Annotated in this window: 19 protein-coding genes; 8 read left to right on the top strand and 11 right to left on the bottom strand. The window is 65.1% G+C overall.

Annotated features, from left to right (window positions below; all coding sequences use genetic code 11):
* Positions 1 to 26: 26 nt before the first annotated feature.
* The 4 genes from BLU18_RS02940 (at position 27) to BLU18_RS02925 (ending at position 3,822) form a co-directional block, all read left to right on the top strand.
* Positions 27 to 1,427 (top strand): lamin tail domain-containing protein, encoded by a 1,401-nt coding sequence (locus BLU18_RS02940; RefSeq protein ID WP_245697859.1) that lies wholly within the window; start codon positions 27 to 29, stop codon positions 1,425 to 1,427.
* An 18-nt stretch (positions 1,428 to 1,445) separates the two neighbouring features.
* Positions 1,446 to 2,759, top strand: a complete 1,314-nt coding sequence (locus tag BLU18_RS02935) for a glycosyltransferase family 2 protein (RefSeq protein ID WP_092631225.1) — start codon at positions 1,446 to 1,448, stop codon at positions 2,757 to 2,759.
* A 63-nt stretch (positions 2,760 to 2,822) separates the two neighbouring features.
* On the top strand, positions 2,823 to 3,029 hold the full coding sequence (locus tag BLU18_RS02930; RefSeq protein WP_218124047.1) for a TRAM domain-containing protein: 207 nt from the start codon (positions 2,823 to 2,825) through the stop codon (positions 3,027 to 3,029).
* Between the two features lie 52 nt (positions 3,030 to 3,081).
* Positions 3,082 to 3,822 carry an MBL fold metallo-hydrolase gene (locus BLU18_RS02925; RefSeq protein WP_092631219.1) on the top strand — a complete coding sequence of 247 codons (741 nt, stop codon included), beginning with the start codon at positions 3,082 to 3,084 and terminating at the stop codon, positions 3,820 to 3,822.
* A 33-nt stretch (positions 3,823 to 3,855) separates the two neighbouring features.
* On the opposite strand, the gene BLU18_RS02920 is transcribed toward BLU18_RS02925, so the two are convergent.
* Genes BLU18_RS02920 through BLU18_RS02910 form a run of 3 tightly spaced genes read right to left on the bottom strand, consistent with a single transcriptional unit; the run spans position 3,856 to position 5,926 of the window.
* Complete coding sequence (locus tag BLU18_RS02920) at positions 3,856 to 4,587, bottom strand: isopentenyl phosphate kinase (protein ID WP_092631216.1); 732 nt, start codon at positions 4,585 to 4,587, stop codon at positions 3,856 to 3,858.
* Positions 4,584 to 5,606, bottom strand: coding sequence for a mevalonate kinase (gene mvk / locus BLU18_RS02915; protein WP_092631213.1), 1,023 nt, complete (start codon positions 5,604 to 5,606; stop codon positions 4,584 to 4,586). The genes BLU18_RS02920 and mvk overlap by 4 nt, the downstream gene beginning before the upstream one ends.
* Positions 5,607 to 5,650: 44 nt before the next feature.
* Positions 5,651 to 5,926 carry a hypothetical protein gene (locus tag BLU18_RS02910; RefSeq protein ID WP_092631210.1) on the bottom strand — a complete coding sequence of 92 codons (276 nt, stop codon included), beginning with the start codon at positions 5,924 to 5,926 and terminating at the stop codon, positions 5,651 to 5,653.
* A gap of 476 nt (positions 5,927 to 6,402) precedes the next feature.
* On the opposite strand from BLU18_RS02910, the gene rdfA reads away from it, so the two are divergent.
* The gene (gene rdfA, locus BLU18_RS02905) at positions 6,403 to 7,026 is read left to right on the top strand and encodes a rod-determining factor RdfA (protein WP_092631207.1); all 624 of its coding nucleotides are present in this window, start codon (positions 6,403 to 6,405) and stop codon (positions 7,024 to 7,026) included.
* Between the two features lie 3 nt (positions 7,027 to 7,029).
* On the opposite strand, the gene BLU18_RS02900 is transcribed toward rdfA, so the two are convergent.
* Entirely contained in the window at positions 7,030 to 8,961 is a 1,932-nt protein-coding gene (locus BLU18_RS02900) for an archaea-specific SMC-related protein (protein ID WP_092631204.1), read from the bottom strand.
* A gap of 322 nt (positions 8,962 to 9,283) precedes the next feature.
* Here BLU18_RS02900 and BLU18_RS02895 point away from each other — a divergent pair, with 322 nt between their 5' ends.
* Positions 9,284 to 10,078: an IclR family transcriptional regulator gene (locus BLU18_RS02895; protein WP_092631201.1), complete on the top strand. Its 795-nt coding sequence runs from the start codon at positions 9,284 to 9,286 to the stop codon at positions 10,076 to 10,078.
* 61 nt (positions 10,079 to 10,139) lie between these two features.
* On the opposite strand, the gene BLU18_RS02890 is transcribed toward BLU18_RS02895, so the two are convergent.
* The 4 genes from BLU18_RS02890 to BLU18_RS02875 all read right to left on the bottom strand — a co-directional run bounded on the left by BLU18_RS02890 (position 10,140) and on the right by BLU18_RS02875 (position 13,886).
* Positions 10,140 to 11,414, bottom strand: coding sequence for a M20 family metallo-hydrolase (locus tag BLU18_RS02890; protein ID WP_092631198.1), 1,275 nt, complete (start codon positions 11,412 to 11,414; stop codon positions 10,140 to 10,142).
* A gap of 117 nt (positions 11,415 to 11,531) precedes the next feature.
* Positions 11,532 to 11,948 carry a DUF3830 family protein gene (locus BLU18_RS02885; protein WP_092631195.1) on the bottom strand — a complete coding sequence of 139 codons (417 nt, stop codon included), beginning with the start codon at positions 11,946 to 11,948 and terminating at the stop codon, positions 11,532 to 11,534.
* Positions 11,949 to 12,018: 70 nt separating this feature from the next.
* Complete coding sequence (locus BLU18_RS02880; RefSeq protein WP_092631192.1) at positions 12,019 to 12,441, bottom strand: universal stress protein; 423 nt, start codon at positions 12,439 to 12,441, stop codon at positions 12,019 to 12,021.
* Positions 12,442 to 12,509: 68 nt separating this feature from the next.
* A complete protein-coding gene (locus BLU18_RS02875; RefSeq protein WP_092631189.1) occupies positions 12,510 to 13,886 on the bottom strand; it encodes a dihydroorotase in 1,377 nt (458 codons plus the stop codon).
* A 236-nt stretch (positions 13,887 to 14,122) separates the two neighbouring features.
* Between BLU18_RS02875 and BLU18_RS02870 the strand changes: the two genes are divergently transcribed.
* The gene (locus BLU18_RS02870; RefSeq protein ID WP_092631186.1) at positions 14,123 to 15,478 is read left to right on the top strand and encodes a cytosine permease; all 1,356 of its coding nucleotides are present in this window, start codon (positions 14,123 to 14,125) and stop codon (positions 15,476 to 15,478) included.
* Positions 15,479 to 16,401: 923 nt separating this feature from the next.
* Positions 16,402 to 19,119, top strand: a complete 2,718-nt coding sequence (locus BLU18_RS02865; RefSeq protein WP_092631183.1) for an ATP-dependent helicase — start codon at positions 16,402 to 16,404, stop codon at positions 19,117 to 19,119.
* Positions 19,120 to 19,153: 34 nt separating this feature from the next.
* Here the strand turns inward: BLU18_RS02865 and BLU18_RS02860 are convergent, their stop codons facing one another.
* From BLU18_RS02860 to BLU18_RS02850, 3 genes are read right to left on the bottom strand one after another with little or no spacing between them, the layout of a single operon-like run.
* Positions 19,154 to 21,805, bottom strand: a complete 2,652-nt coding sequence (locus BLU18_RS02860) for an AAA domain-containing protein (protein WP_092631180.1) — start codon at positions 21,803 to 21,805, stop codon at positions 19,154 to 19,156.
* Between the two features lie 41 nt (positions 21,806 to 21,846).
* Positions 21,847 to 22,485: a hypothetical protein gene (locus BLU18_RS02855; protein WP_092631176.1), complete on the bottom strand. Its 639-nt coding sequence runs from the start codon at positions 22,483 to 22,485 to the stop codon at positions 21,847 to 21,849.
* On the bottom strand, positions 22,482 to 22,967 hold the full coding sequence (locus tag BLU18_RS02850) for a hypothetical protein (protein WP_092631172.1): 486 nt from the start codon (positions 22,965 to 22,967) through the stop codon (positions 22,482 to 22,484). The genes BLU18_RS02855 and BLU18_RS02850 overlap by 4 nt, the downstream gene beginning before the upstream one ends.
* Positions 22,968 to 22,987 lie beyond the last annotated feature (20 nt).

The raw sequence follows: 22,987 nt of genomic DNA, 5'->3' as shown, positions 1-22,987 counted from the left end.
CCTCGGAAGCTAGTACGACCGCCACAGTGACCCAAGACACGTCCGGTGGGCAGTCTGGCTCGCCGATTTCGCGGCGGCGGTTCGTTCTCGGCGGTGCGGCAGGCGTACTGGCCGTCGGCGGTGCTGGCGCGTATCTCTCCTCGCAGTCGTCTCCCTCCGAGCAGACCTATCTCCTCCAGCAGGGGTATCTCCGGTGGGAGGTCGAACCCATCGACGGCGGCGACACGACCATCGAAGAGTTCTACGACTATCAGGACGGCACCGGCCACCCGGACTCGTCGGTCATCGAGGCCGACGCCGCGTCTCGGATGTTCGTCTACGACGGCCCGGTCGACCGGTCGCTCGTCTTCCTGCACGGCAGTCCGAACGTGGACCACGGCGGGTCGGCGACGTTCTCCTTCTCGGGGTTGAGTCGCGACCAGGGCGAGTGGGCCGTCCGCGACGACCCAGTGGACGTGGACGACGACTTCGAATCGTGGAACAGCGGCAACGCGAACGTGCGCTGGGAGTGGGGCGCCAACGCCACCGACGGCGGTGCGTACTGGGGCGTCCTCGACCGCTCCGATTTCACGGTCAGCGTCACGCCGGCCGAACTCCGCGGCGTCGACTCGTGGCGGTTCCGGTCGGGCGAACTCGGGGACCTCGATACGTACGACCTCTCGCCGGCCAAGCCGGCGAAACTCAAGCCCGCACGCGGGCGAACGGTGAAGCGCGCGAACGTCGACATCACCCCCGACTCGTCGTCGAACGAGTTCGACCCCTACGCCGAGGAAACACTCACCGTCGCGGTCCGGGCGCCGCCCGAAGATGCGGATTCGAGCGAGTGGGTCCAGCCGTCGGCGCTCGACCCCGGCAACTACGCGGTCAACTTCGGCTCCAAGGAGTATCTCGCCGGGCAGAACGCCGCCCAGCCACAGACGTATTTCCGGCAGGACGGCGACCTCTATCTCCAGTACAAGGCCCGCGCTGCGAACTTCTCGCTCGATTCGGCGTACGGCTATCTGGTGACCAAGACCGGCGAGAAGACGTTCGTCCGGGGGCGCGACGTGGTGCGGCCCGGCGGGTTCGATAACGTCGACACGGAATCGGCCGAACTCGTCGTGACCGACCTCAACATCGACCCCGAGGGCGGCGACCGCGAGAACCTCGTCGACGAGTACGTCGAGTTCAAAAACGACGGCGACGAACCACTCGACCTGACCGGCTACGACATCGAGGACGAGGAGGGCTGGGTGTTCCACATGCCCGACGGCTTCACGCTGGCCGCAGGCGAGCGGTTCCGCCTGCACACCGGCGACGGCGAGTGGACGGACACAGACCTCTACTGGGACGTGGAGTATCCCGTGTGGGACAACGACGGCGACACGATTACGGTGCTCGACGGTGACGGAGCGACCGTGCTGGAGTACTCGTATCCGCGCCGGTGAGTCGCGGAGTAGCCCACGATGAGCGAGGACGACGAGACGGACAGTTCTGTCAGTCACGACCGGGGTACGGCATCTGACGAGCGACGCGTGATGCCGCTGGCGGCCGACCGTCTCATCGCGCTCTACTTCATCCTCGTCTTCGTCGGGGGTGCGCTCGCGACGCTCGGCGACCCGGCGAGGATTCCGCACTACGCCTCACTCCTCCCCTTCGTCTACGTCGGTCTCTGGCTGTTCGTCGCGATGTACGCTCTCGCCACGGGCGTCTGGGCGTACGAGGCCTATCTCGGCTGGCGTCACGACCCGCCGCCGCTGGCGTACGGGCCCGAGGACGTACAGGTTCGGATTCTGACCGTCGCCGCCGAGGACGTCGTCCAGGAGACGGTCGACGCCCTCCCCGAGGCACTCGCAGACCGTCACGTCGTCGCCGAGGCACCCCTCGATATCGATGGCGCGACGGTCGACGTCGTCCCCGACGAGTTCTCGTGTGACGCCGCGGACAAGGGGCGGGCGCTGGAGTGGGCGCGGCGCGAACTCCCCTGTGACAAGCCCTTCGTCCTCTTTCTGGACGAAGACACACTCGTCACGGAGTTCGAGGGCCTGCCCGACGCCGACATCGTGCAGTTTCGGGAGCGCCCCGTCTTCACGGGGTCGTATCTCACCTACTGGTCGGAGGTGCTCCGCATGGGGTATCAGACCGAACAGACCGGCTTCCCGGCGCTCGATATCCCACTCTACGCGTGGGGCGGGGGTATCGCGGTCAGGCAGTCGGTCGAGGAGTCGGTGACGTGGGACTTCGAGACGCTCATCGAGGACACGGTGTTCACGTGGCAGGCCGCCCAAGACGGCGCGGATTTCGAGACGATGGACACGAAGTTTCGGAATCAGGCGCCGCCCTCGCTCCGGGCGATGTTCGAACAGCGGCGTCGCTGGCTGACGGGGACGCTCCGCGACGAGGCGTACCTCCCCGTCGGATACCAGTCGCTGATGACGCTCCGAAACGTCGCGTGGGCGTTCAGTCCCGCCACGGCGTTTCTCGTCCTGTTCAGCGGCGCGATTCCGACGCAGACGCCGGGGAGCGGCCTGTTTCAGGTCGTCGCGTGGGTGATGTTCGGCTTCTCGCTGGTCTGGGTGTGGCGTGGGTGGCGCTACTACGGCGGACTCTCGCTCCGAACGCTTCCCGTGTTCCTCTGCTATCCGTTCGTCGTCGCCGTCCACTCCGCCGGCGCGGTGTGGGGATTCGTCTCTCCACCGGCGTCGTTCGAAACGACGACGAAGGCGGACGAATCGGCGGACGAAGCGGCAGTCGACGACGGCGATTCGACGGACGAGTGACGACGAGCGACTGGACGTGTCGTCCCCCCGACTTATTTCTGTCTGCGTGTGATGATGACACACATGGTTGATTCGCCAGTTACACCCGGAGACACCTACGTCGTCGCTATCGAGGAGCTCGGCTCGGAAGGCGACGGCGTCGGCTACGTCGACGATTTTGCGGTGCTCGTCGACGACGCGACCCTCGGCGAGACGGTGCAGGTCGAGATTACCGACGTGGATTCGAACTTCGCGCGGGGTGACGTGGTCGACGCGGAGTTCGGAATCTAACGACGGCCGAAGGACCCCGAACGCTTTCTGCCCGGCCGCCACACCTGCGTCCATGCGACTCACGTTTCTCGGCACCGGGAGCGCGATGCCACTCCCCGACCGGGCCCAGACCGGACTGTTGCTCGAACGCGACGGCCGGCGTCTGCTGGTCGACTGCGGCGCGGGCGTTCTCCACCGTCTCGCCGCCACCGACCCAGGGTACGAGGGCGTCTCGACGGTACTTCTCACCCACCATCACCTCGACCACGTCGCCGACCTCCTGCCCCTCTTGAAGGCGCGGTGGCTGGAGGGGTCGGACTACCTCGAAGTCGTCGGTCCCCGTGGGACCAAAGCCCTCGTCGACGATTTGCTCGACACCTTCGACTACCTCGACGGCCGCGTCGACCTGCAAGTTCGCGAGGTGGGTGCGTACGACTTCTCGGTCGCGGGGTTCGACGTACGCGCCCACGAGACGCGGCACTCGGTCGACGGCCTCGCCTATCGCTTTGCCGGCGACGACGGTGACCTCACCATCAGCAGCGACACCGAGGCCTTCGAATCGCTGGCGGCCTTCGCCGACGGGTCGGCCGTGTTCGTCCACGACTGCTCCTTTCCCGACGACGTGGACGTATCCAACCACCCCACGCCGTCGGTACTCGGCGACGTTCTCGCGGGCCACGACTACGGCCGGGTCTATCTCACACACCTCTACCCACACACGGAGGGGCGACACGACGAGATGCTGTCCGCGCTCAAGTCGCGATACGACGGCGACGTGCGCTTCGCCCGCGATGGCCTGCGAGTGAACTGTTAGTTCCGGGGCGGCGGCCCCCTCCGGTCGCGCGAGTCAGTCGATTCGCGTCCCCGGTTCGCCGCCCGAGAGGAACGTCGAGAGGTCGTCGGCGCCGAAGACGTAGGCCGGGGCGTCGAGTTCGAGGAGGGTGCGCACCTTCCCGGCCATCCCGCCGGTCACGTCGGTGGCGTCGCTCTCGCCGAGGGCCGACGCCACGGAGTCGAAGTCCTCGATGTGGTCGATGACCGCGCCGTCCGCGTCGTAGACGCCGTCGACCGTCGAACAGAGGCCCACCCGGTCGGCGTCCAGCCCCTCGGCGAAGCGAACCACCACCTCGTCGCCGGAGACGATGGTCGCGCCCTCGCCCTCGTGAGCGAGTACGTCGCCGTGGCTGACGGGGACGAACCCCTCACCGAGCATCGTCCGCACGGAAGGGATGGGGAAATCGAGTGCGGCGTCGGCATCGCGGGCGCCCGCCGAGAGCGGGTGGACCGGCAGGGCCGACACGTTGCGGTCGTGAAGTCGCGAGAGGACGAACCGATTGAGCGTCGTCATCGACCCGTGGATTTCGAGGGCGGCACTGGCGTCGGTCGTTCCCTCGGTCACGCTCACGCCGTGGGCGTCGGCGTAGTGGTGGCCGAAACTCCCAGCGCCGTGGACGAGGGCCACCTCGTCGTCGCAGTCGGCGATGGCGTCTGCGGCCGCCGCCAACGCCTCGCCGTCCAGCGTCTCCGCGCGCTCCTTGTCGGTGATGAGGCTCCCACCGAGTTTGAGGACGGTCGTCATGCGACCCTCCGCACGCCGTCGTCGGCGAGCTCGGCGCGGAAGGCCTCCTCACAGCCCGGCGTGAATCGAAGGCCGGTCAGCGTCTCCGGCGTCGGGTCGAGTGCGACGATACAGCCGCCACCGCCCGCGCCCGTGAGCTTCGCGCCGTGGGCGCCCGCCTCTCGCGCCGCCCACACCATGCTGTCGAGGGAGCGCGAGGAGACGCCGAGCGACTCCAGCAAGCCGTGATTGAAGTCCATCAGACGGCCGATTTCCTCGATGCGCTCCTCGACGGACTGGTCGGCCGCCGGGTCGCTCGGGTCGGGGTCGAGGAAGCGCTCGCCCCGGCGGACGATGTTGCCGATGGTGGTGATGGTGTCCGCGGCGAAGTCGTAGCGGTCTTTCAGCGCTCGTACGCTCGCGACGAGTTCGCCGGTGTCGCCCGCGCCGCCGTCGAAGCCGACGACGATGGGGAGGTCGGGGGCGTCGATGCTTCGGCAGTCGTCGCCCTCGACGCGGACCGCGCCGCCGACGGCCGAGCAGAACGTGTCGGCACGCGACGCCTCGCCCTTCTGGACCGCCGCCTCGGCGCGATACGCGCGGTCCGCGAGGTCCTCCACCGAGAGCGGAGCACCGAGTTCGCGCGTCGCGGCGTCGATGCCGGCCACCGTCACCGCCGCCGAGGACCCGAGGCCCGCGCCGAGCGGAATCTCGCTCTCGACGGTGATGTCGAAGCCGGCGTCGGGCGCGTCGGCGGCGTCGCGGGCCTGTTCGACCGCCGCGTCGATGTAGCCCATCGCGGCGTCGACGAGGGAGGCCGGCACGTCCACGTCCGGTCTGTCGTCGGTCGTGCCCGTGTACTCGACGGTGAAGCCGTCGAGACTGAGGTCCGACGCCTGGACGCGAACGTGGTCGTCGTCGCGAGCCTCGACGCTGATGGTCGCGCGGCGTTCGATGGCACAAGGAATGGCGGGTTCGCCGTAGACGACGGCGTGTTCGCCGAAGAGATACACCTTGCCCGGTGCGCTCGATACCGTCATACCCGCCCTATGCTCCGGCCGTCGCTTAAGCGGTCCGGATACGCCTACTCGAGGTCTGCCAGCTCTTCGAGTTCGTCCAAGTCCTCCGTCTCGCCGCCGAGGAGTTTCTTCGCTGCAAGCGCGACGAGGGCGATGACGAGGACGACTGCGAGGAGTTTGCCCGCCTTCTTACCGGGGCAACCACACCCACTCGATTCGTCCGTCTCGTCGTCGCTCTCTTCGGTCGGTTCCGCCTCGCTCGTGTCGTCACCGAGCGTCGCAGGGCCAATCTGAATCTCGTCGAGGTGAAGTTCGAGGAACGTGTACTTCTTGTCTGCCATACCGAACGTTGCGCCACGAGCGACTTGACGGTTGTGTCTCCGCGGACAGCCTCCCCAGTTGCGACACGGCAATGCGGGTGTGATTCTGCGGAGCAGACTAACGCAGTATAAAGAAAACTCAAAAAATGTTTATTCATATAGGGCCTCCTATCTTCTTCTTTCACATCAATTTTCACCCATATCCTCCACTAATTTCTGAATTAGAAAATCAAATATGGGTCAAATGGAGGAATTAAACAAAATACTGTGATATTTTCTGATTCGATTGGGTAGATATGGAAACAGCCGTACTGTCAATCGGATATCCTCGAAAAACGACGATAGGTGGCGTATTAATGTGGTATTCGAGGCCAACATTAATCTCGACTACGTTCGACATCCATCCAGTATTCAAAGAAAACTCAAATAGAGTTTCTTAATGAGCGAGCCATCTCGACGCACGGATTTTATGTGCTCACGACGCGGTAGCGACTCGCATGGACGAAGACGACGATACGGGTCGGGTGCGAAACAAGGTCGCTCGCCTCATCGCGGCGTACGACCTCGGCGACTCGTTCGGGGACGAACTCGAACGTCTCTGGACCGCAGAGGGCCAAGAGCGCCGGAGTCTCCGCGACCTCGCCGACCGCTTCAATCGCACCCTCCTCGAGAGCGCGATGGCGGAGGCTGGGGCGTCGACCGTCGGCGGCGAAGTGGACAACCTCTATCGACTCCTCACCGACGACAACGTGAGTAGCGGGATGCGAACGGAGGCGCGGTCACGCTTGGAGCGAGAGGGAGTTGATGTCGACCAGTTAGAAACCGATTTCGTGACCTATCAGGCGATTCGCTCGTATCTCACCGACTATCGCGACGCGACGTACGAACGCTCGGACGGCCGGCAGGTCGACACCGTCCTCGATACGGTGGGTCGGCTCCGCGCCCGACTTCGCTCCGTCACCGAGGACCGCCTGGAGCGTCTCCGCGACACCGACCGCATCACCCTCGGTGACTTTCGACTGTTCGTCGACGTCGACGTCCTCTGCGAGGAGTGTGGTGGTCAGTACGGCGTCGTCGACCTGCTGGAGCGTGGCGGCTGTGACTGCGATACCGAATCCTGACCTTCAGATGCTCGTGATTCGCGGGTGTCGGTCGTCCAGCGCTTGTGCGTCCTCCGGCAACAGTGCGACGACCAGGAACGTCGCGTAGTCGGCCATGTACTCGACGAGCGCGGCGATGCGCTCCGAGTCGATGGCCTCCAGCGAGTCGAGGAGGACGAACGGGACCGTCTCGTGGACGTCGTGGACGAGATACCCTGCGAGAGCGAACACCAACCCCGTCACCTCGCGTTCGCTCTCGCTGAGGTGGTCGATTGTGTCCTCGTAGGTCGCGCCCGTGTCCGTGCTGCGGACGATGTGAAGTTCGAATTCGGTCCGTTCGACCGTCTGCCGACCGTCGCGCACCTCGCGCTCGACGGCTTCTATCCAGATGCGCTCGAGATTGTCGTAATCCAGCACGTCGAGCACCGTGTCCATGTGCTCGTTGAACCGCTCGACGGCACTCGCTTCGATTTGGTCCACGCGGGTCCGCAGGTCGGTCAGTTCCGCCTCGATTTCCTCGCGTCGGGACTTGAGGTCCGACTCCTCGGCGAGCTGTTCTTCGACGGTTCCGATGCGTTCCACCACGTCGTCGAGCGTCGACTCCAACTGCCCGAGTTCGAACTCCAACTGGTTCGCCTCTTTGTGGAGGTCGAGCACCTCGCTGAAATCGTCCGATTCCAGGTCGTCTATCTCCGATTCGAGCGTTTCGATCTCCTCGCCGAGTCGTTCGCGCTTCGACCGGAGGTCCTCGAGTCGCTCCTCGCGGTCGTCGATTTCCGTCTCCACGTCGGCGAGTTTCCGTTCGACCGTCTGCTTGCGCTGTCGTTGCTGTCGGTGCTCGCGTTTCTCGTCACGGAGGTCGGACAACTCCGACTCCAGACTTCGGACCGTCTCGAGTTTCTCGCGCCGAACAGTTCGCAACTGCGCGACCGTCTCCGTGATGCGCTCCTCGTCGACTTCGGAGCCACAGGTCCAACAGACGACGATGTCCTCGACGAGTGCGTCCGTGACGGCGCCGTCGTTCTCGCGGAGTGCTGCAATCGAATCGCTCTGCCCCTCCAACTGCTCCTCGTTGAACTGGATGACGTCTTGGAGGTCGCTCACTTCGGCTTCCAGCGTCTCCTTTCGATTTCGGAGCTGGGTGATTTGCTCGTCGAGGTCGTCGTGCTCGGCCATCGGCGTCTCTGGGAGGTCCGACAGTTCCGCCTCCAGTTCCCGTCGCTCGGCGGTGAGCGATTCGATGCTCTCCTGCTGGAGGTCGATGTCCGAGCGCACCTGCTCCAGTTCCGACCGCTTCTCGCGAACCGTCTGTAACTGCGAGTCGAGGCGCTGCTTCTCCGCGCGCGTCTCGTCCACGTCCGCGTCGAGGGCGTCGATATCAGCCTCTTTGCTGGCCAACTCCGCCCGCTTGGTTTCGATTTCCGCTTCCAACTCTCGACGCCGCTCTTCGAGCGACGGCAGCTCTCGTTTCAGCTCCGAGAGGTCCTCGAGTTCGTCGTCGATGCGAGCGCGTTCGCGGTCGAGACGCTCGATTTCGGCCTCGATGGCCTCGGTGTCGACCGGGCGCATGATGAGCTCGCGAAGGTCCTCTTCGCGTTCGACCGCTCGCCGCGCCGCGTTCGACTCCAAGAGGAACGCGAAGAGGTCGGCGAGTTCCGTCTCTTCGAGATACGGAACACCGTCCGTCGTCACTGTCCCGTTCGCACGTTCCAGCGTTCGAACGTAGCGCTCGTCGCCCATGTGGAGTTCGACACGCCCCTGTTCGGCGTCGGCCTTCAGCGAGGTGTCGTCGCTCCCAAGCACCGCCATGATGGAGCGGAGAAGCGACGTTCGATTCGTCGCGTTACGCCCCGTCAAGACCGTAATCCCGGGCGAGAAGGAGACGGTCGTCTCCTCGATGCCACCGACGTTCCGTACCTCGAGTTCGGCCGGTCGCTCCAGCGTATCGGTGTTCACTGTATCCCAGCATGGTGGGTATCTGATAAAAGCGTTACCGTGGGGCGACCCGTCTGATTAAACACTGTCACATCACAGCCCGCAGTTCTGATAACAGAAGTACGGTTGTTATCTCTATCCTGCAGTGACTCACGACGAACGCTATCGAACGCTTCTCGATAAATTCCGCTTTCCTACGTCCGTCTCTCAGTCACGCAACTATTGCCCATCCGTGGGAGTCTACGCTCGAAACAGTTGGAGTCGGACTATTATTCTGTCTCGTATCAGATTCTGTGTTTGAGATACGCGAACGATTAAGTAGAACGAACTCGCACGGTACGACATGGCAAGCGAACGCGAGGAAGAGCAACCACGGACACTGAAGACGGTGGAGCGGACGGCACAGATTCTCGAGGCACTCGAGACGCTCGAGGGTGCCGGCGTCACGGAACTCGCCGACCACCTCGACATGTCGAAGAGCACAGCGTATCACTACTTGGCGACCCTTCGGCAGGAGGACCTCGTCGTCAAATCCGACGACCAGTACGACCTCAGTCTGCAGTTTCTCCTCTCTGGCGAGTACGTCCGCAATCGGAATCTGCTGTACAAGTACGGCCGTGAAGAAGTCGAGGAACTCGCGGAGGACACCGGCGAATATGCCAACCTCTTCACGGAGGAACACGGCGTCGGCATCAACCTGTACAAGGTCCGCGGGAGCGACGCCGTCGGAACCGGGTACCAAACTGGCAAGCTCCAGCGCCCCGACTACCTCCACTGCACGGCGACCGGGAAGGCGATTCTGGCGTTTCTGCCGCGCGAACGCGTCGACGGGATTCTCGACCAACACGGCCTGCCCGAACAGACCGCTCACACCATCACCGACCGCGACGCCCTCTTCGACGAACTCGAACGGGTTCGTGAGCGCGGCTACGCGCACAACGACGAGGAGGAAGTGGAGGGGCTTCGCGCCGTGGGTGCGCCCGTCATCGACCGCAACGACAACGTTCTCGGCTCCTTGAGCGTCGCCGGGCCGACCAGTCGCCTGAAAGACGAGCAGTTCGAGTCGGTCCTCCCCGAGAAGGTGCGAAGCGCGGCTAACGTCATCGAAGTCAACGTGAACATGGCGACGCACGACTGAGCGTTCTCTCGCGTTCGAAGTGTACGAACCGCTTCGGGCCGATGAGCGTGGGTCAGCGCGATTATCGACTCGCCAGGTTCGCGACACCTGCCGTCAGCACCCTCGTCGCCGTCGCGCAGCTCTCCCAGTCCGTCCACTCTCGCGGACTGTGGGAAAAGCCGCCGTGGGAGGGGGCGAACAGCAGTCCCGTATCGGTGACGCTCGCGATGTGCATCGTGTCGTGGCCGGCCCCCGAATGGAGGTCGAGCGTGGTGGCGTCTATCGTCGCTGCCGCGTCCCGCAGCGCCGCCGTACAGCGTTCGCTCATCTGACTGGGCGCGATGTCGTACGGTCGCTCGAACGCGGTGTCGACCCCGCGTTCGGCCTCCAGCGTCTCGAGACAGTCCCGAACGCGGCCGACGATTCGCTCCATGGGGCCGTATCGGATGTCGCGAACGTCGACGCCCAGTTCGGCACGCCCCGGAACGACGTTGATGGCGTTGGGCGAGACGTCGAGTTTGCCGACGGTCCCGACGACAGCCTCACCGTTCTCGGCGACAGCGTCCTGCGTCGCGCTCTCGACTTCCAGGACGAGTTCGCTCGCCGCCGCCAGCGCGTCCGTCCGCTCTGCCATCGACGTACTGCCCGAGTGGTCGGCCTCACCCTCGATTTCGATTTCGCATCGAATCGTGCCGGTGATCGCCGAGACGAGACCCACCGCGGCGTTCGCGTCTTGCAGTCGCTCCCCCTGTTCGACGTGGAGTTCGAGCCACGAGTCCCACTCGTTCGCGTGCAGTCGTCCCGACCCCCGAAACCCGATGTCGGACAACGCCGCTTCGAGTGTCACCCCGTCGTCGTCTTCGAGTGCCAGCGCATCCGCTATCGTCCGCTGGCCGCTCGCCACCGACGACCCGAGGACGCCGTTGGAGAAGCGAGCCCCTTCCTCCTCCGTGAAGCAGACGACTTCGATGGGTCGCTCGATGTCCGCGTCGACCGCTTGCAGCGCTCGAACCGCTTCGAGCGCGCTGTAGACGCCGAGTACGCCGTCGAAGATACCCCCCTCTGGGACAGAGTCGATGTGGCTGCCACAGGCGACTGGCGGCAGCGTCGGGTCGGCGCTTTCGGGAACCCACCGCCCCGCGATGTTCCCCACGGCGTCGACACGGACGTCCAGGCCCGCCGCCTCCATCCGGTCGACCAGGAACTCTCGTGCCTTCCGATTCGCCTCCGTGCCGGTCAGCACGGTCCGTCCTCGGCCCTGTTTGGTCGGAATCTCGCCGAACGCTGCGTTCGTCGTGATGTCGTCTTTGAGACGCTGCTGACTGACCTGTTGATAGACTCGCTCTGCCACGCTCATGCCGATACTCGTTACACCGGCTCTGGTTTGAAACTATCGGAGCCACGACGGCGCGACGCTGGTGTGACTATGCGCGTCGAGATTGTGCGAAAGAATGGAGTCCGTCGTCGGGGTTCGTTACGCTTCTCTGACGACGATGTCTTTCACACCCGTCTGGAGCGTCTCCTCTTCGATTCGGGCGAGCTCCTCGCGCGACGCGTCGAGCGTCGCGACGTGGTTGCCGGCGAGTTCGCCGGCCGGACTCTTGAAACACGTCGGCCCACAGGGGACGAGGAGTTCCTGCTCGTTCCGGTAGCCCGGATAGAGGAGGATGTCTCCCCGTGACGGGTAGACCGTGTGGTTCTCGCGCGGAATCTCCGGCAGGTCGATTTCGTCGATGTTGACCCACGTCGCGTGGCCACTCCAGCGAACGTGCATGAGCTCTGATTCCAGCGGGAGGAAGTCCCGCAGCGCTGCGACCGATTCTGGTGCTTCGTCCTCGAGGAGGTCGGCTACGAACACCTCTCCCTCGATATCGAATTCTAACTGCGTCACACACACGCCGTCGACTGCACTCGGAATAAAAGTTCCGTCTAGACCCGTGGCGCACCGTCTCCGCGGCGTGTCAGGACCGTGGGACGGTCAGCACCGGCACGTCGGACATCCGAACGACTCCCTCGGTGATGCTCCCGAGGACCATCCGCTCGATACCCCGTCGCCCGTGCGTGCCCATCACGATGAGGTCGATGTCCGCGTCGTCGGCGTACTCGGTCACGACGTCGCGCGGGTCGCCGACTCGAATGTCGGAGACGTACTCCACGCCTTCTCTCCCCGCCAACTGCTCCACCTCGCCGATGGCGCCCTCGCCCTCGGCTCGCATCTCCTCCCGGTAGGTTTCCACTTCGGCGTTCGGCCGGCTGATTCGAACGTCCACGGCGTACAGGGCGTGGACCTCGGCGTCGAACTGAGCGGCCACCGAGACGGCCTCCGCTGCGGCGTTCGTTGCACAGTCACTCCCGTCTGTGGGGACGAGGATTTTCTGATACATCTGAAATCCGCTTGGGAATTGTTAATGACCCACGAAAAATGTTCGGGTACCGTTAGCAGACCACGACCTCAGTTCGACCAGTCGGGGAGTTCGCGCTCGACGAAGGCGCCGTGGCCCGGGTTGCCGACGACTGCTCCGTCACGTGCGACCACCTCGCCGCGAACGATTGTCGTGTCGACGGCGCCGCGGACCGACCGTCCCTCGTAAATCGAGTAGTCCGCGTTCGACGCGTTGTTCGCGGCGGAAATCGTCTGCTCCACGTCGGGGTCGAACACGACGATATCGGCGTCGGTCCCGGGTTCGAGCGTCCCCTTCTGGGGCAGTCCGAACGTCTCCGCCGGATTCCGACTCATGACCTGCGAGAGGAACCGATAGGACAGTCCGCGCTCGTTGACGGCTTCGTCGTGGAAGACGGGCAGGCTCACCTGTAGGCCGTTCGCTCCGAACGGTCCCTCCCACCAGTTGCTCTCCTCCTTCTTCCGGCGCTTCTGGGCGACGTGGTCGGTCGAGACGACGCTCAGTACGTCTGACGTGAGCGCGTCGAACAGCGCTTCGATGTCGTCCTCTGTTCGCAAGGGCGGGGCGATTCGCGGGAGGTTCCCCATCTCCTCGTGGAGGTCACCCGTCAGACTCGTGTAGTGGGTGCAGGTTTCGCCGCGAATCGTGCTCCCGTCCGCTTGATGTCGCTCGATGGCTTCCGCGGATTTCCGACACGAGGTGTGAATGCCGTAGTACTTCGCGTCGAGTTCGCGGGCCATGCGCGCGACGTTGTCGGCGGCCATCGCTTCCGTGTAGTCCGGGCGAGACTGGGGATAGACGCTCGGTCCGTGCCCCTCCTCGCGGAGGTCGGCGGTCACTTGCTCGCAGACCGTGTCCTCTTCGGTATGCCCGACGCCCACCGCGCCGAGTTCGCTCAGTTCCTCGAGCACGCGATGGATGTACCCGTTCGAGAGGCCGAAGTCGTAGGCGGTGTACATCTTGAACGAGGTGACGCCGGCGTCGACCACGTCCTCCATCTCGTCGAACAGGTCGTCGCCCTCGCGGAGGATGCCGCCGTGGAAGCTGTAGTCGACCAGCGCATCGGTCGCCTTGTCGCGCTTGCGCTCGATGCCTTCCATCAGGGTCCCGTTCTCGTCCCAGGCGCTGCCCTCGCCGTCGTACGCTTGCCACGCGAAGTCGATGACGGTCGTTACGCCACCCAGCGCCGCCGCCTTCGTCGCCGTCTCGTAGGTGTCGATGGAGACGTGGTCGTCGATGTGGACGTGCGGGTCGATGATGCCGGGCATCACGACTTTCCCGCTCGCGTCGATGGTTCGCTCCGCGTCGGGGAGGCGGTCCCGGTCGCCGAGTCCGACGATGGTCCCGTCGTCGATAGCGACTGCACCCTCGAACGACTGGTCGCCGGAGACGACCCTTCCGCCCTCGATGATAGTATCTACGGTCATCTGTCGTGATTTCTGTATGATGATTATTAAAGTGTTTCCGTCGGTTCGGCCCCGACCGCTGGATGCGACTCCATCAACGACGGTGCGATGTCGCTACCGTGGACGAACTGACTTCTGCGTGAATATGGCTGTGAACTATAGTCACGACGACCCCTCAATACGTTTATATTACCAAAAATTATTTTAACCCCCAATACGACGCTGTGCGTGCGGTAGCGTAACATGGAAGACCAGCTATGACAGAGACAAGTGCAGAAGGGCTAGAACCGATTGCAGACGACCAACGCTCGATGAGTCTCTCCCACTACGTGCCCGTCTGGTGGGCGTCGTTCATCATCGTCCAGGGGTTCGCGACGGCGTTTTTCGCCGTGCATCCGCAGGGACCGCTCAACCTCTTTCAGGCGGCGGTCGCGATGGCCATCGGCGCCACGACGTCGGCCATCTTCTTCGTGGTCAACGGGATGTGGGGGTACAAGAAGGGGATTCCGTTCGTCACTCAGTCCCGCGCCGCGTTCGGGATTCGCGGTTCCATCATCCCGAACGTCATTCGCGTCGTTCCGGCCATCGGCTGGCTGGGCATCGGGAACTGGATCGGGGCGCTGGCTATCAACAGTATCACCACGACGCTGTGGGGATTCGGCCACGTTCCGACGTACTTCGTCGTGTTCACGATACTGAACATCGGCCTCGCGTGGGGTGGCATCACGTCGATCAAGTGGTTCGACTCGCTGGCGGCCGGCGTGATTATCGTGCTCCTCGCCTACACGGTGTACGTAATCGTTTCGACGCAAGGGCTGGCAACGGAGTCGGTTTCCTTCTCGGGGACGTGGGGACTGCCGTTTTTCACCATCGTCGCCGCTCACGTCGGGACTGCGCTCACCGGCGCACTCAACGCGGCCGACATCAGCCGTCACTTGGAGAAGAAACGCGGCTTGGGTAACCACATCTGGGGCCATATGCTCGGCATCGCGCCAGCGATGATGTATATGGCGCTGGTCGGCCTCATCTTCGGCATCTCGACGGACACGGCCAACCCCGTCTACGCGATTATGGAGGTCGCACCGAACCCCCTCATCGGCGTCGCGATGCTGATATTCGTGCTGGCCGCCCAGATTTCGTCGAACCTCACGCTCAACATCGTCCCGCCGGTGCACGTCCTGCAGGACGCCCTCGACGTGTCCTGGGAACGCGGCCTCGTCATCACGGGGATTCTATCCGTCGCCTCGTTCCCCTGGGTGTTGTTCTCGGGCGGCGAAATCTACTTCCTGTTCATCAACACCTACTCCATCCCGCTCGGGCCGGTGCTCGGCGTGCTGTTGGCCGACTACTGGCTCTTCCGAGCGGAGGAGACGTCCATCAGCTCACTGTACGACAAGAGTCGTGACTCGAAGTTCTGGTTCATCAAGGGCATCTCGGTCACCGCCGTGGCGAGCGTCCTCATCGGTTCGGCGGCGAGCCTCGTGATGACGGACCTCTCGTGGATGATAGGTCTCCCCGTGGGCTTCGTGGCCTACGTGGTGCTACGGAAGTTCGACCTCGACGAGCAGACGGCGAACTACCTGCACGACTCGGGCGCACCCTCGGCAGACTGAATTCGCGACGACCCATTCGGGCGCCGTCGGACCGTTTTCTCTCGGAGTTCTACTCGTCGAGTCCTACCACGGAGACGGAGTCCTGAGTACTGGGTCTTCGGCCCGCTAGACTCGCGCACTAGTCTGACCACGATGCGAGCAGTCCGTACGTCTCGTCGTCGACGACGTGGCTACCGCCCCACACGTCCGGCACGGTTCCTGTCGTGTACAGCAACCGATTCGTTGCGTCGTGTGTCGCATCGGTGCGTCGCGCAGCGACCACCGCTCGGAGACTGTGTCAGACCACAGGCTGTCGCCCGAGATTTGCCATATGCGAACGCCAACTGTCGCCAGCGTCGGTTTCGTCTCGGTTGCTGTCGAGGATTGCGACCGACAGCGCGACGAGTAGCGGTGTCTCGCCGAACGATGCCACTCTCTCTGTGTTTTCTCATATCAAACAGAGCGACTGCTATTTCCGTGGCCACCGCACGAACCGGCCGTCATCGCGCTCAACAGACAGATAATAACAGCAGTACTGTTGTTATTTTATTCGGTGGCTCGAGCCTGTATCGCTCACGACGGCTGCGCGCCTGTCTCGACGAGTGCTCCCGAACCTCGACACACAGCCGAACCTAATCGCGGTGATGACTACCGCAGAACCAGACATATCAGAATTAGAGTAGTCATATATTCCTTAGTTATTGTCGACGCTGAGTCTCTGATTGAGCATGATGTGTTTACTTTTGCTCTATATGCCATATATTGTCCAATAAAAACCATATACAAACAAACTTAGAATAAAATTCTGATATAATGGAATGAATATTATATATCCTCAGACGGCCTTAGTATACGGTATCATATATTTCTACTTAACTACCTGAAATACAATACTTCTATACCCGGACACAACCCACTTGCCCGTCCGCGACAAGACTCAGTCGATGGACGAGGGGCCTCACGCAGACGACCCGCTGGCAGATATCGACGTGCCCGCGGGCGTCGACCCCGGGCGAGCGGTCGACACCGACGTGCTCTCGACGCTCGACCCGGCCGTCCGCGAGTGGTGGGTCGACCAGTTCGGCGCCTTCGTCCCCGAGAACGACGGGTTCTTCACGCCGCCACAGCGCGAAGCGATTCCGCACGTCCACGCGGGGAGAAACGCCCTCGTCTGCGCGCCGACCGGGAGCGGGAAGACCCTCGCCGCCTTCACCGCCATCATCAACGAGCTGTTCCGTCGGGAGCGTACCGACGGACTGGATAACTCGGTGTACTGTCTCTACGTGTCGCCGCTGAAGGCACTCGCTAACGACGTCGACCGGAATCTGAGCGAACCACTCGACGGGATTCGGGAGCGACTGGCGGAGCGCGGCGAGTCGACGGAGGTGCGCCACGCCACCCGCCACGGCGATACCGACGACGCCACGCGGCGGCAGATGCTCGCCGAGACGCCGCATATCCTCAACACGACGCCCGAGACGCTCGCCATCCTGCTCAACTCCCCGAAGTTCCGCGAGAAGTTGCGGACCGTCGAGTACGTCGTCGTCGACGAGATTCACGCCCTCGCCGCGAGCAAGCGCGGCACGCACCTCTCGGTGTCGCTGGAGCGATTGGAGGCGCTCGCGAACGGCTCGCCGACCCGAATCGGCTGTTCGGCGACGGTCGAACCCATCGAGACGATAGCGAAGTTTCTCGTCGGGCGCGAGGGCGGCGACCCGCGCGACTGCGAAGTCGTCGACGCCCGCTTCGCCCGTGAGTTCGACCTGCGGGTGGAGTGCCCCGTCGACGACTTGGTCGGGACGGCCACCGAGACGGTCCGCGACCGTTTCTACGACCGACTGGGCGAGTTGGTCGAGACGCACACGAACACGCTGGTGTTCACGAACACGCGCTCCGGCGCCGAGCGGACGCTTCAGGCGCTCCGCGAGCGCTTCGACTACGACGACACGAACTCCGCTTGCCACCACGGGAGCCTGTCCGCCGACCGTCGGCAGGCGGTCGAAGCGGGCCTCAAGCGCGGCGATTTCGACGTGGTCACCACCTCGACCAGCCTCGAACTCGGCGTCGACATGCCACACGTCGACCTCGTGGTGCAGGTGGGGTCGCCCAAATCCGTCGCGGCGCTCCTCCAGCGAGTCGGGCGGGCGGGTCACCAGGTTGGCGAGGTTGTCGAGGGACGCGTCATCGCGCTGGACCGCGACGACCTAGTCGAGGGGGCGGTGATGGTCCGCACGGCCGAATCCGGGTTCGTCGACCGCGTGTTCGTCCCCGAGAACGCCTACGACGTGGCCGCACAGCACGTCTACGGGATGGCCATCAATGGCGTCCGCCCCGAGGCCGAGGTGCGCGCCACGCTCCGCCGGGCCTACCCCTACCGGGACTTCTCGGACGACCAGTTCGAGACGCTGTTTCGCTATCTCACCGCCGACTACGAGGGGTTGGCCGAGCGCAACGTCTACCCGAAGGTGTGGCGAGACGCGAACGACCCGCCGGACGGCGAGCACCACCATCCCGAGTTCGACGTGGGCGAGCGGCTGATCGGCAAGCGAGGGCGACTCGCCCGCCCCATCTACCTGACGAACGTCGGCACCATCCCCGACTCCTTCTCCTGTGACGTGTTCCTCCGGGACGACGAGGCGTGGGTCGGCGAACTCGACGAGAGCTACCTCGACACGCTCGACCCGGGCGACGTGTTCGTCATCGGCGGCGACCGCTTCGTCTTCCGCTACCGCCGGGGGTCGAAGGTGTACGTCGACCGGACGAGCCAGCGCCCGACCGTCCCCTCGTGGTACTCCGAACGCCTCCCCCTCTCTTACGACCTCGCCCGCGAAATCCTCGTCTTCCAGCGGGACGTGGTCGCCCGCCTCGACGCCGACGGCGCGCCCGCGCTCCGGGTGTGGCTCCGCGAGTCCTCGCTTTCAGAGCGGGCGGTGCGGGCGCTGACGCGCCTCTACGACCAGCAGGTCGCCTTCGCCGGCCCCGAGAGCGTCTCGACGCCCGAGCGCATCGCTATCGAGGAGGTGCGCGACCGGGAGGCGTCACGCCGTCGCTACTACGTCCACACTCTCTACGGACGACGGGTCAACGACGGCTTGTCGCGACTGCTCGTCGCCGCCTGCGCGAGCGAAGCGAACGCGGAGGTCACCGTCGCCGTCGCCGACAACGGCTTCGCCCTCTCCCTGCCGCTCAATCGCCGTCTGGACGTGCCCGGCCTCCTCCGTGGCCTCGACCCGGACGACGTGCGGGCCGACCTTCGGGCGGCGCTCCGGGGCACCGACCTCCGGCAGCGCTACTTCCGCATCAACGCCGCGCGCTCGCTCCTCATCCTGAAACACTACAAGGGTCGAGAGAAGTCGGCCGCCCGCCAGCAAGTCGAGAGCGAGACGCTCCTGCCCTTCGTCGACGACCTAGAGGACTTCGCCGTCGTTGAGGAGACGGACCGCGAACTAGTGGTGGACAAACTCCACGCGGAGGGGGTTGAGGCGGTGGTCCGACAGATTCGGGACGGCGACATCGAACTCGTCGAGCAGACGGTCGAGACGCCGACGCCCCGCGCATTCGGACTGGCGACGCTCGCCGCGAGCGACACCGTCCTCGCCGAAGAGGGGGACGCGTCCCAGACGCTCCACGCACGCGTCCTCGACGAATTGGGCGAGCGCTGACGGTTCTGGCGTTCCAACCGCCGTCAGAGAGCGGTCAGCGCCGCGCCCAGTCGAGCATCCGGGCGTAGAACGGTTCGGATTCGAGGGCGTCGGCGTCGCCGACGAGGACGAGCGCCTTCTTCGCGCGGGTGAGCGCGACGTTCACGCGTCGGGTGTCCTCGAAGATGGGGCCGTCCAAGTCGCCCGTGGCGACGAAGGAGACGACGACCACCTCGGCGCTCGACCCTTGGAAGCGGTCGACGGTGTCGACGGCCACGTCCACCCGCCGGGAGAGTTCTGCCACCTGCGCGCGGAACGGTGCGATGACGACCACGTCGTCGGGGTCGACGCCAGCGTCGAGATACTCTTGGACGATTTCGGCCACGCGGTCGGCCTCGACTGGGTTGGCGTTGCCCGTCCGCTGGCCGTCGGGGTCGACGAAGCGCACGCCTCGACGGAGGTGGTCGGGGAGCGTCGCGCCGTCGACGCCGGGCAGGTCGGCGAGCGTTCCGCCCGCCACTTCGGGGGTCGCGGGGCGGAGCGCGCCGTCGTAGAACTCCCGCGAGGCGAAGGCCTGGATGCGCTGGCTCATGCGGTACTGGCGGTCGAGCATGACCGCCGCCTCCGGATGTTCGTCGTGCAGTCGCTCGAACAGCGAGCGCGCGAGGCGTTCGTCGCCCGACTGGACGACCGGTGGGAGCTGTTCGTGGTCGCCGACGAGGACGAACCGGTCGGCGAGGTTGATGGCCGCGAGCGTCCCCGGTTCCGTCAACTGCGACGCCTCGTCGACGACAGCCACGTCGAACTCTGCTTCGCGGAGCACCCGCGACCCACAGGTGGCGGTGGTGGCGGCGACGACAGGGGCCGACCGGAGCGCCGCCGCGCGCTCGTTCGGCTCTCCCCGCCGGTCGAGGCGCACGTCCAACATGTCCTCGCGGACGCCCGTGAGCGTCCCCACGCGCGCCACATCGTCGAAACCCTGGTCGCGGAGGGCGTCGAGCGCGTTGTCGACGGCGCGGTTCGTGAAGGCGGAGAGGAGGACTCGCTCGCCTCGGGTGACGAGCGCTCGGACGAGACGGGCGATGGTGTAGGTCTTGCCCGTCCCCGGCGGGCCGTGGACGAGCGAGAAGTCGCGAGCGCCCACGGCGCGCTGGACTGCCTCGTTTTGCGCGTCGTTGTTGTCGATGAACGTCTCCGACACCGCGTCGAACTCGGGGTCGCGGCGGCCGAAGAGGACGTCCTTGCGGTCGTCGTCGCCTTTCAACAGCGCGTCGTGCAGCGCGGTGAGCTGCCGGGAGACGGAGAGCTCGGAGGGGTAGACGTCGAGGCGTCGCAAATCGAGCGGTTCGTCCGTTCGGACCACCGCCTCGTCGCCGAGCGATTCGATGCGCCCGAGTTCGGCGTCGCCGCTGATGGGGTCGCCGTCGCTCGCCAGCGCCACGTCGCCCTCGCGGAGCTTCGACACTGCGCCGTCAGGGACGGCCGCCCGGAGTTCCCAGTCGCCGTCGGGCAACTGCTGGCGCGAGCGCGGGTCGAGGTTTATCAGCGCCCGGTCGGCGTCGGCGCGTTCTGCCGCGCTCTGTTCCCACAGCTTTCGGTACTCGTCGTGGACCGACTGGCGTTCGTTCTCGACGGCGCGGTAGATGTCGTCGAAGTAGTCGCGTTCGTCCGCTGGAAGCGGGGTGCCGATTTGGCCGGCCTTCGACTCTTGGTCAAGGCGGCCGGAGACGACCATGCAGGTGTCTTGCTCGAAACACCACTCGCAGTTGGCGTCCGCCTCGTAGCCCGTCGGCACGCGGCGGTCGAACTCCGTCGCCGCGATTTCGTTGCGCGTGCGGACGACGAACTCCAGCAGGCCGCGGCCGATGGAGAACTCCTTGGCCGGCGAGAGGTCGCCGCTTGCCTCGCTCCGGTCGAGGGCGGCGTTCTTCGTGTAGAGGAGCGTCCCGGTGTTCGGTGGCTCGCCCGATTCACTGAGGAGGAGGGCGTAGGACGCCGCCTGAATCTTGTCGTGGAAGCGCGGGTCGCGGTTCGTGTTCTTCCCTGTCTTGAGTTCGACGGGGTCGCCCTGTCGGAGCGCGTCGGCCCGGCCTTTGATTCCGAACGTCGGACTGATGAGCGTGTACTCCGAGCGCCACTCGTCCTCGCCGGTGAGGGTGTCCTGTGCCAACCACCCCTCGATGGCGGCCGCGTTTCGCCGCACCTCGTCCCGGACCTCCTCGGCTTCCCGGCCCAGCAAGCCGAGTTCCAGCCCCGCCGCTTCGACGTGGTCGGCGACGGCGTCGTCGAGGTCACGGCCCCGCAAGAGGTCGCCGAACACCTCGTGGACGATAGTCCCCTTGACCACCGGATACGCCAACGGCACCCCCGAGAGCTTGTTCAGGTAGTACATCCGCGGGCACTGCACCCACGAGCGCACGTCGGTCACGTCGACGAGGAAGTCGGGTTCGAGGACGACGAAGGAGTCGCCGCTGGTGGCGTAGCCCTCCTCTCCTTGGAACTCGTTGGGCTCGGCCTCGGTCACGAGCAGATCCATCTCCGGTTCGGCGTGCTCGGCCGTGTGCGTCCACTTTCCCCAGAGCGTCACGGTGACGGCGTCTGCCGCCTCGTCCGGGCGGAGGCGCACCTCCACCAAGTCGCGCTCGCCGTACTGCGTCGAGACGGCGCGAACCTCGCCCACGTCCAGAATCGTCCCGCGAAGATTCACGCCAATCGGTGGGGGGTCGGGAGCGAAAAACCCTGCGCTGGCTACTCCTCGTCCCCCGGCTGCACGTCGCGGAGGCGGTCGACCGCCTCGTCGTCGGCCGCCGACACGGCCGTTCGTCCCTCCTGTGACGCGCCGCCATCCCCCGTCGGCGCGTCGCCACGCGGCACCACGTCCGTCGAGCGACAGAGCGGACAGGGGCTCTCGGGGTCGTCGACTGCTGTCCCGCAGACGGAGCACGCGAAGGCGGCGTCTTCGTCGCCTGCGTTGTCGCCCGTATCGTCACTCGGCGCTGAATCCGTAGATTCCGATGGCGTCGCCTCCGCCGTTTCCGCCGCTGGCTCCGCGTCGTCGGCCGTCGATTCGTCCTCGCCTGAGTCGTCGCTCGCGCCCGCACCGGCGGCTGGCTCGTCGCGTGCCATCGACTCGGCGTCGGGAATCGACACCGACCCGGACGTGGGCGGAGCTTCCGTCTCGGTGTCGGGGCGATTCGCCGGCGTCGTCTCTTCGGCACTCGGGACCGGCGGGTCCGGCGATTCGATTTGCTGTGGCGTCTCCAGAGGACGGTCGTCGCGGTGGACGACCCGGGAGTTCGATTCGTCGGTCGCTGCCTCGGCGTCGTCCGCCTCGTCGTTGCTCCCACCGCCGAGCCACGCCCGCAGTCGGTCGAGCAGTCCGGTCATCGGTAGTGTTTGAACAGGAGGGCCTTCACGTCGTCTTTGGTCCGGACCTGCTCGGTGTCGCCGTCGGGGAGTTCGACGGAGTAGCGCTCGTCACCGTCCGATTCGCCCCACTTGTCGTCGTGCGTGTCCAGCAGGCTCATCATCTCGTCGAGCATGGCGTCGTCGCCGCCGGAGTCGCCATCGCTGGCGTCGCCGTCGGTAGCGTCCTCGTCGACGACGCGGGCCGTCGCGCTGTCGGCCGCTGCATCCGCGTCGAGTTCCCCGTCGCTCTCGGCCGACGCCGTCACCTCTTTCTCGTCCGTCGCGGCGTCGCTCGCGTCCGGCGCTGGCGTCTCGTCGTCGGATTCGTAGCGGTCGAGTAGATATTCGACGGCGTCCCGCGGCCGGACGTGGCCGTACTTCCCGACCACGTCGCGCGCGATTTCCTCCTGGAGGGCGCGCAGCCGTTCCTGTTGTTCGGGCGTGATCTCGATTTCGGGCATTGTCGGGGCTTGCGCCCCGC

The sequence above is a fragment of the Haloplanus vescus genome, from assembly GCF_900107665.1.
In the GTDB taxonomy this organism is placed as follows: domain Archaea; phylum Halobacteriota; class Halobacteria; order Halobacteriales; family Haloferacaceae; genus Haloplanus; species Haloplanus vescus.
This window is presented reverse-complemented; position numbering and strand designations above follow the sequence as displayed.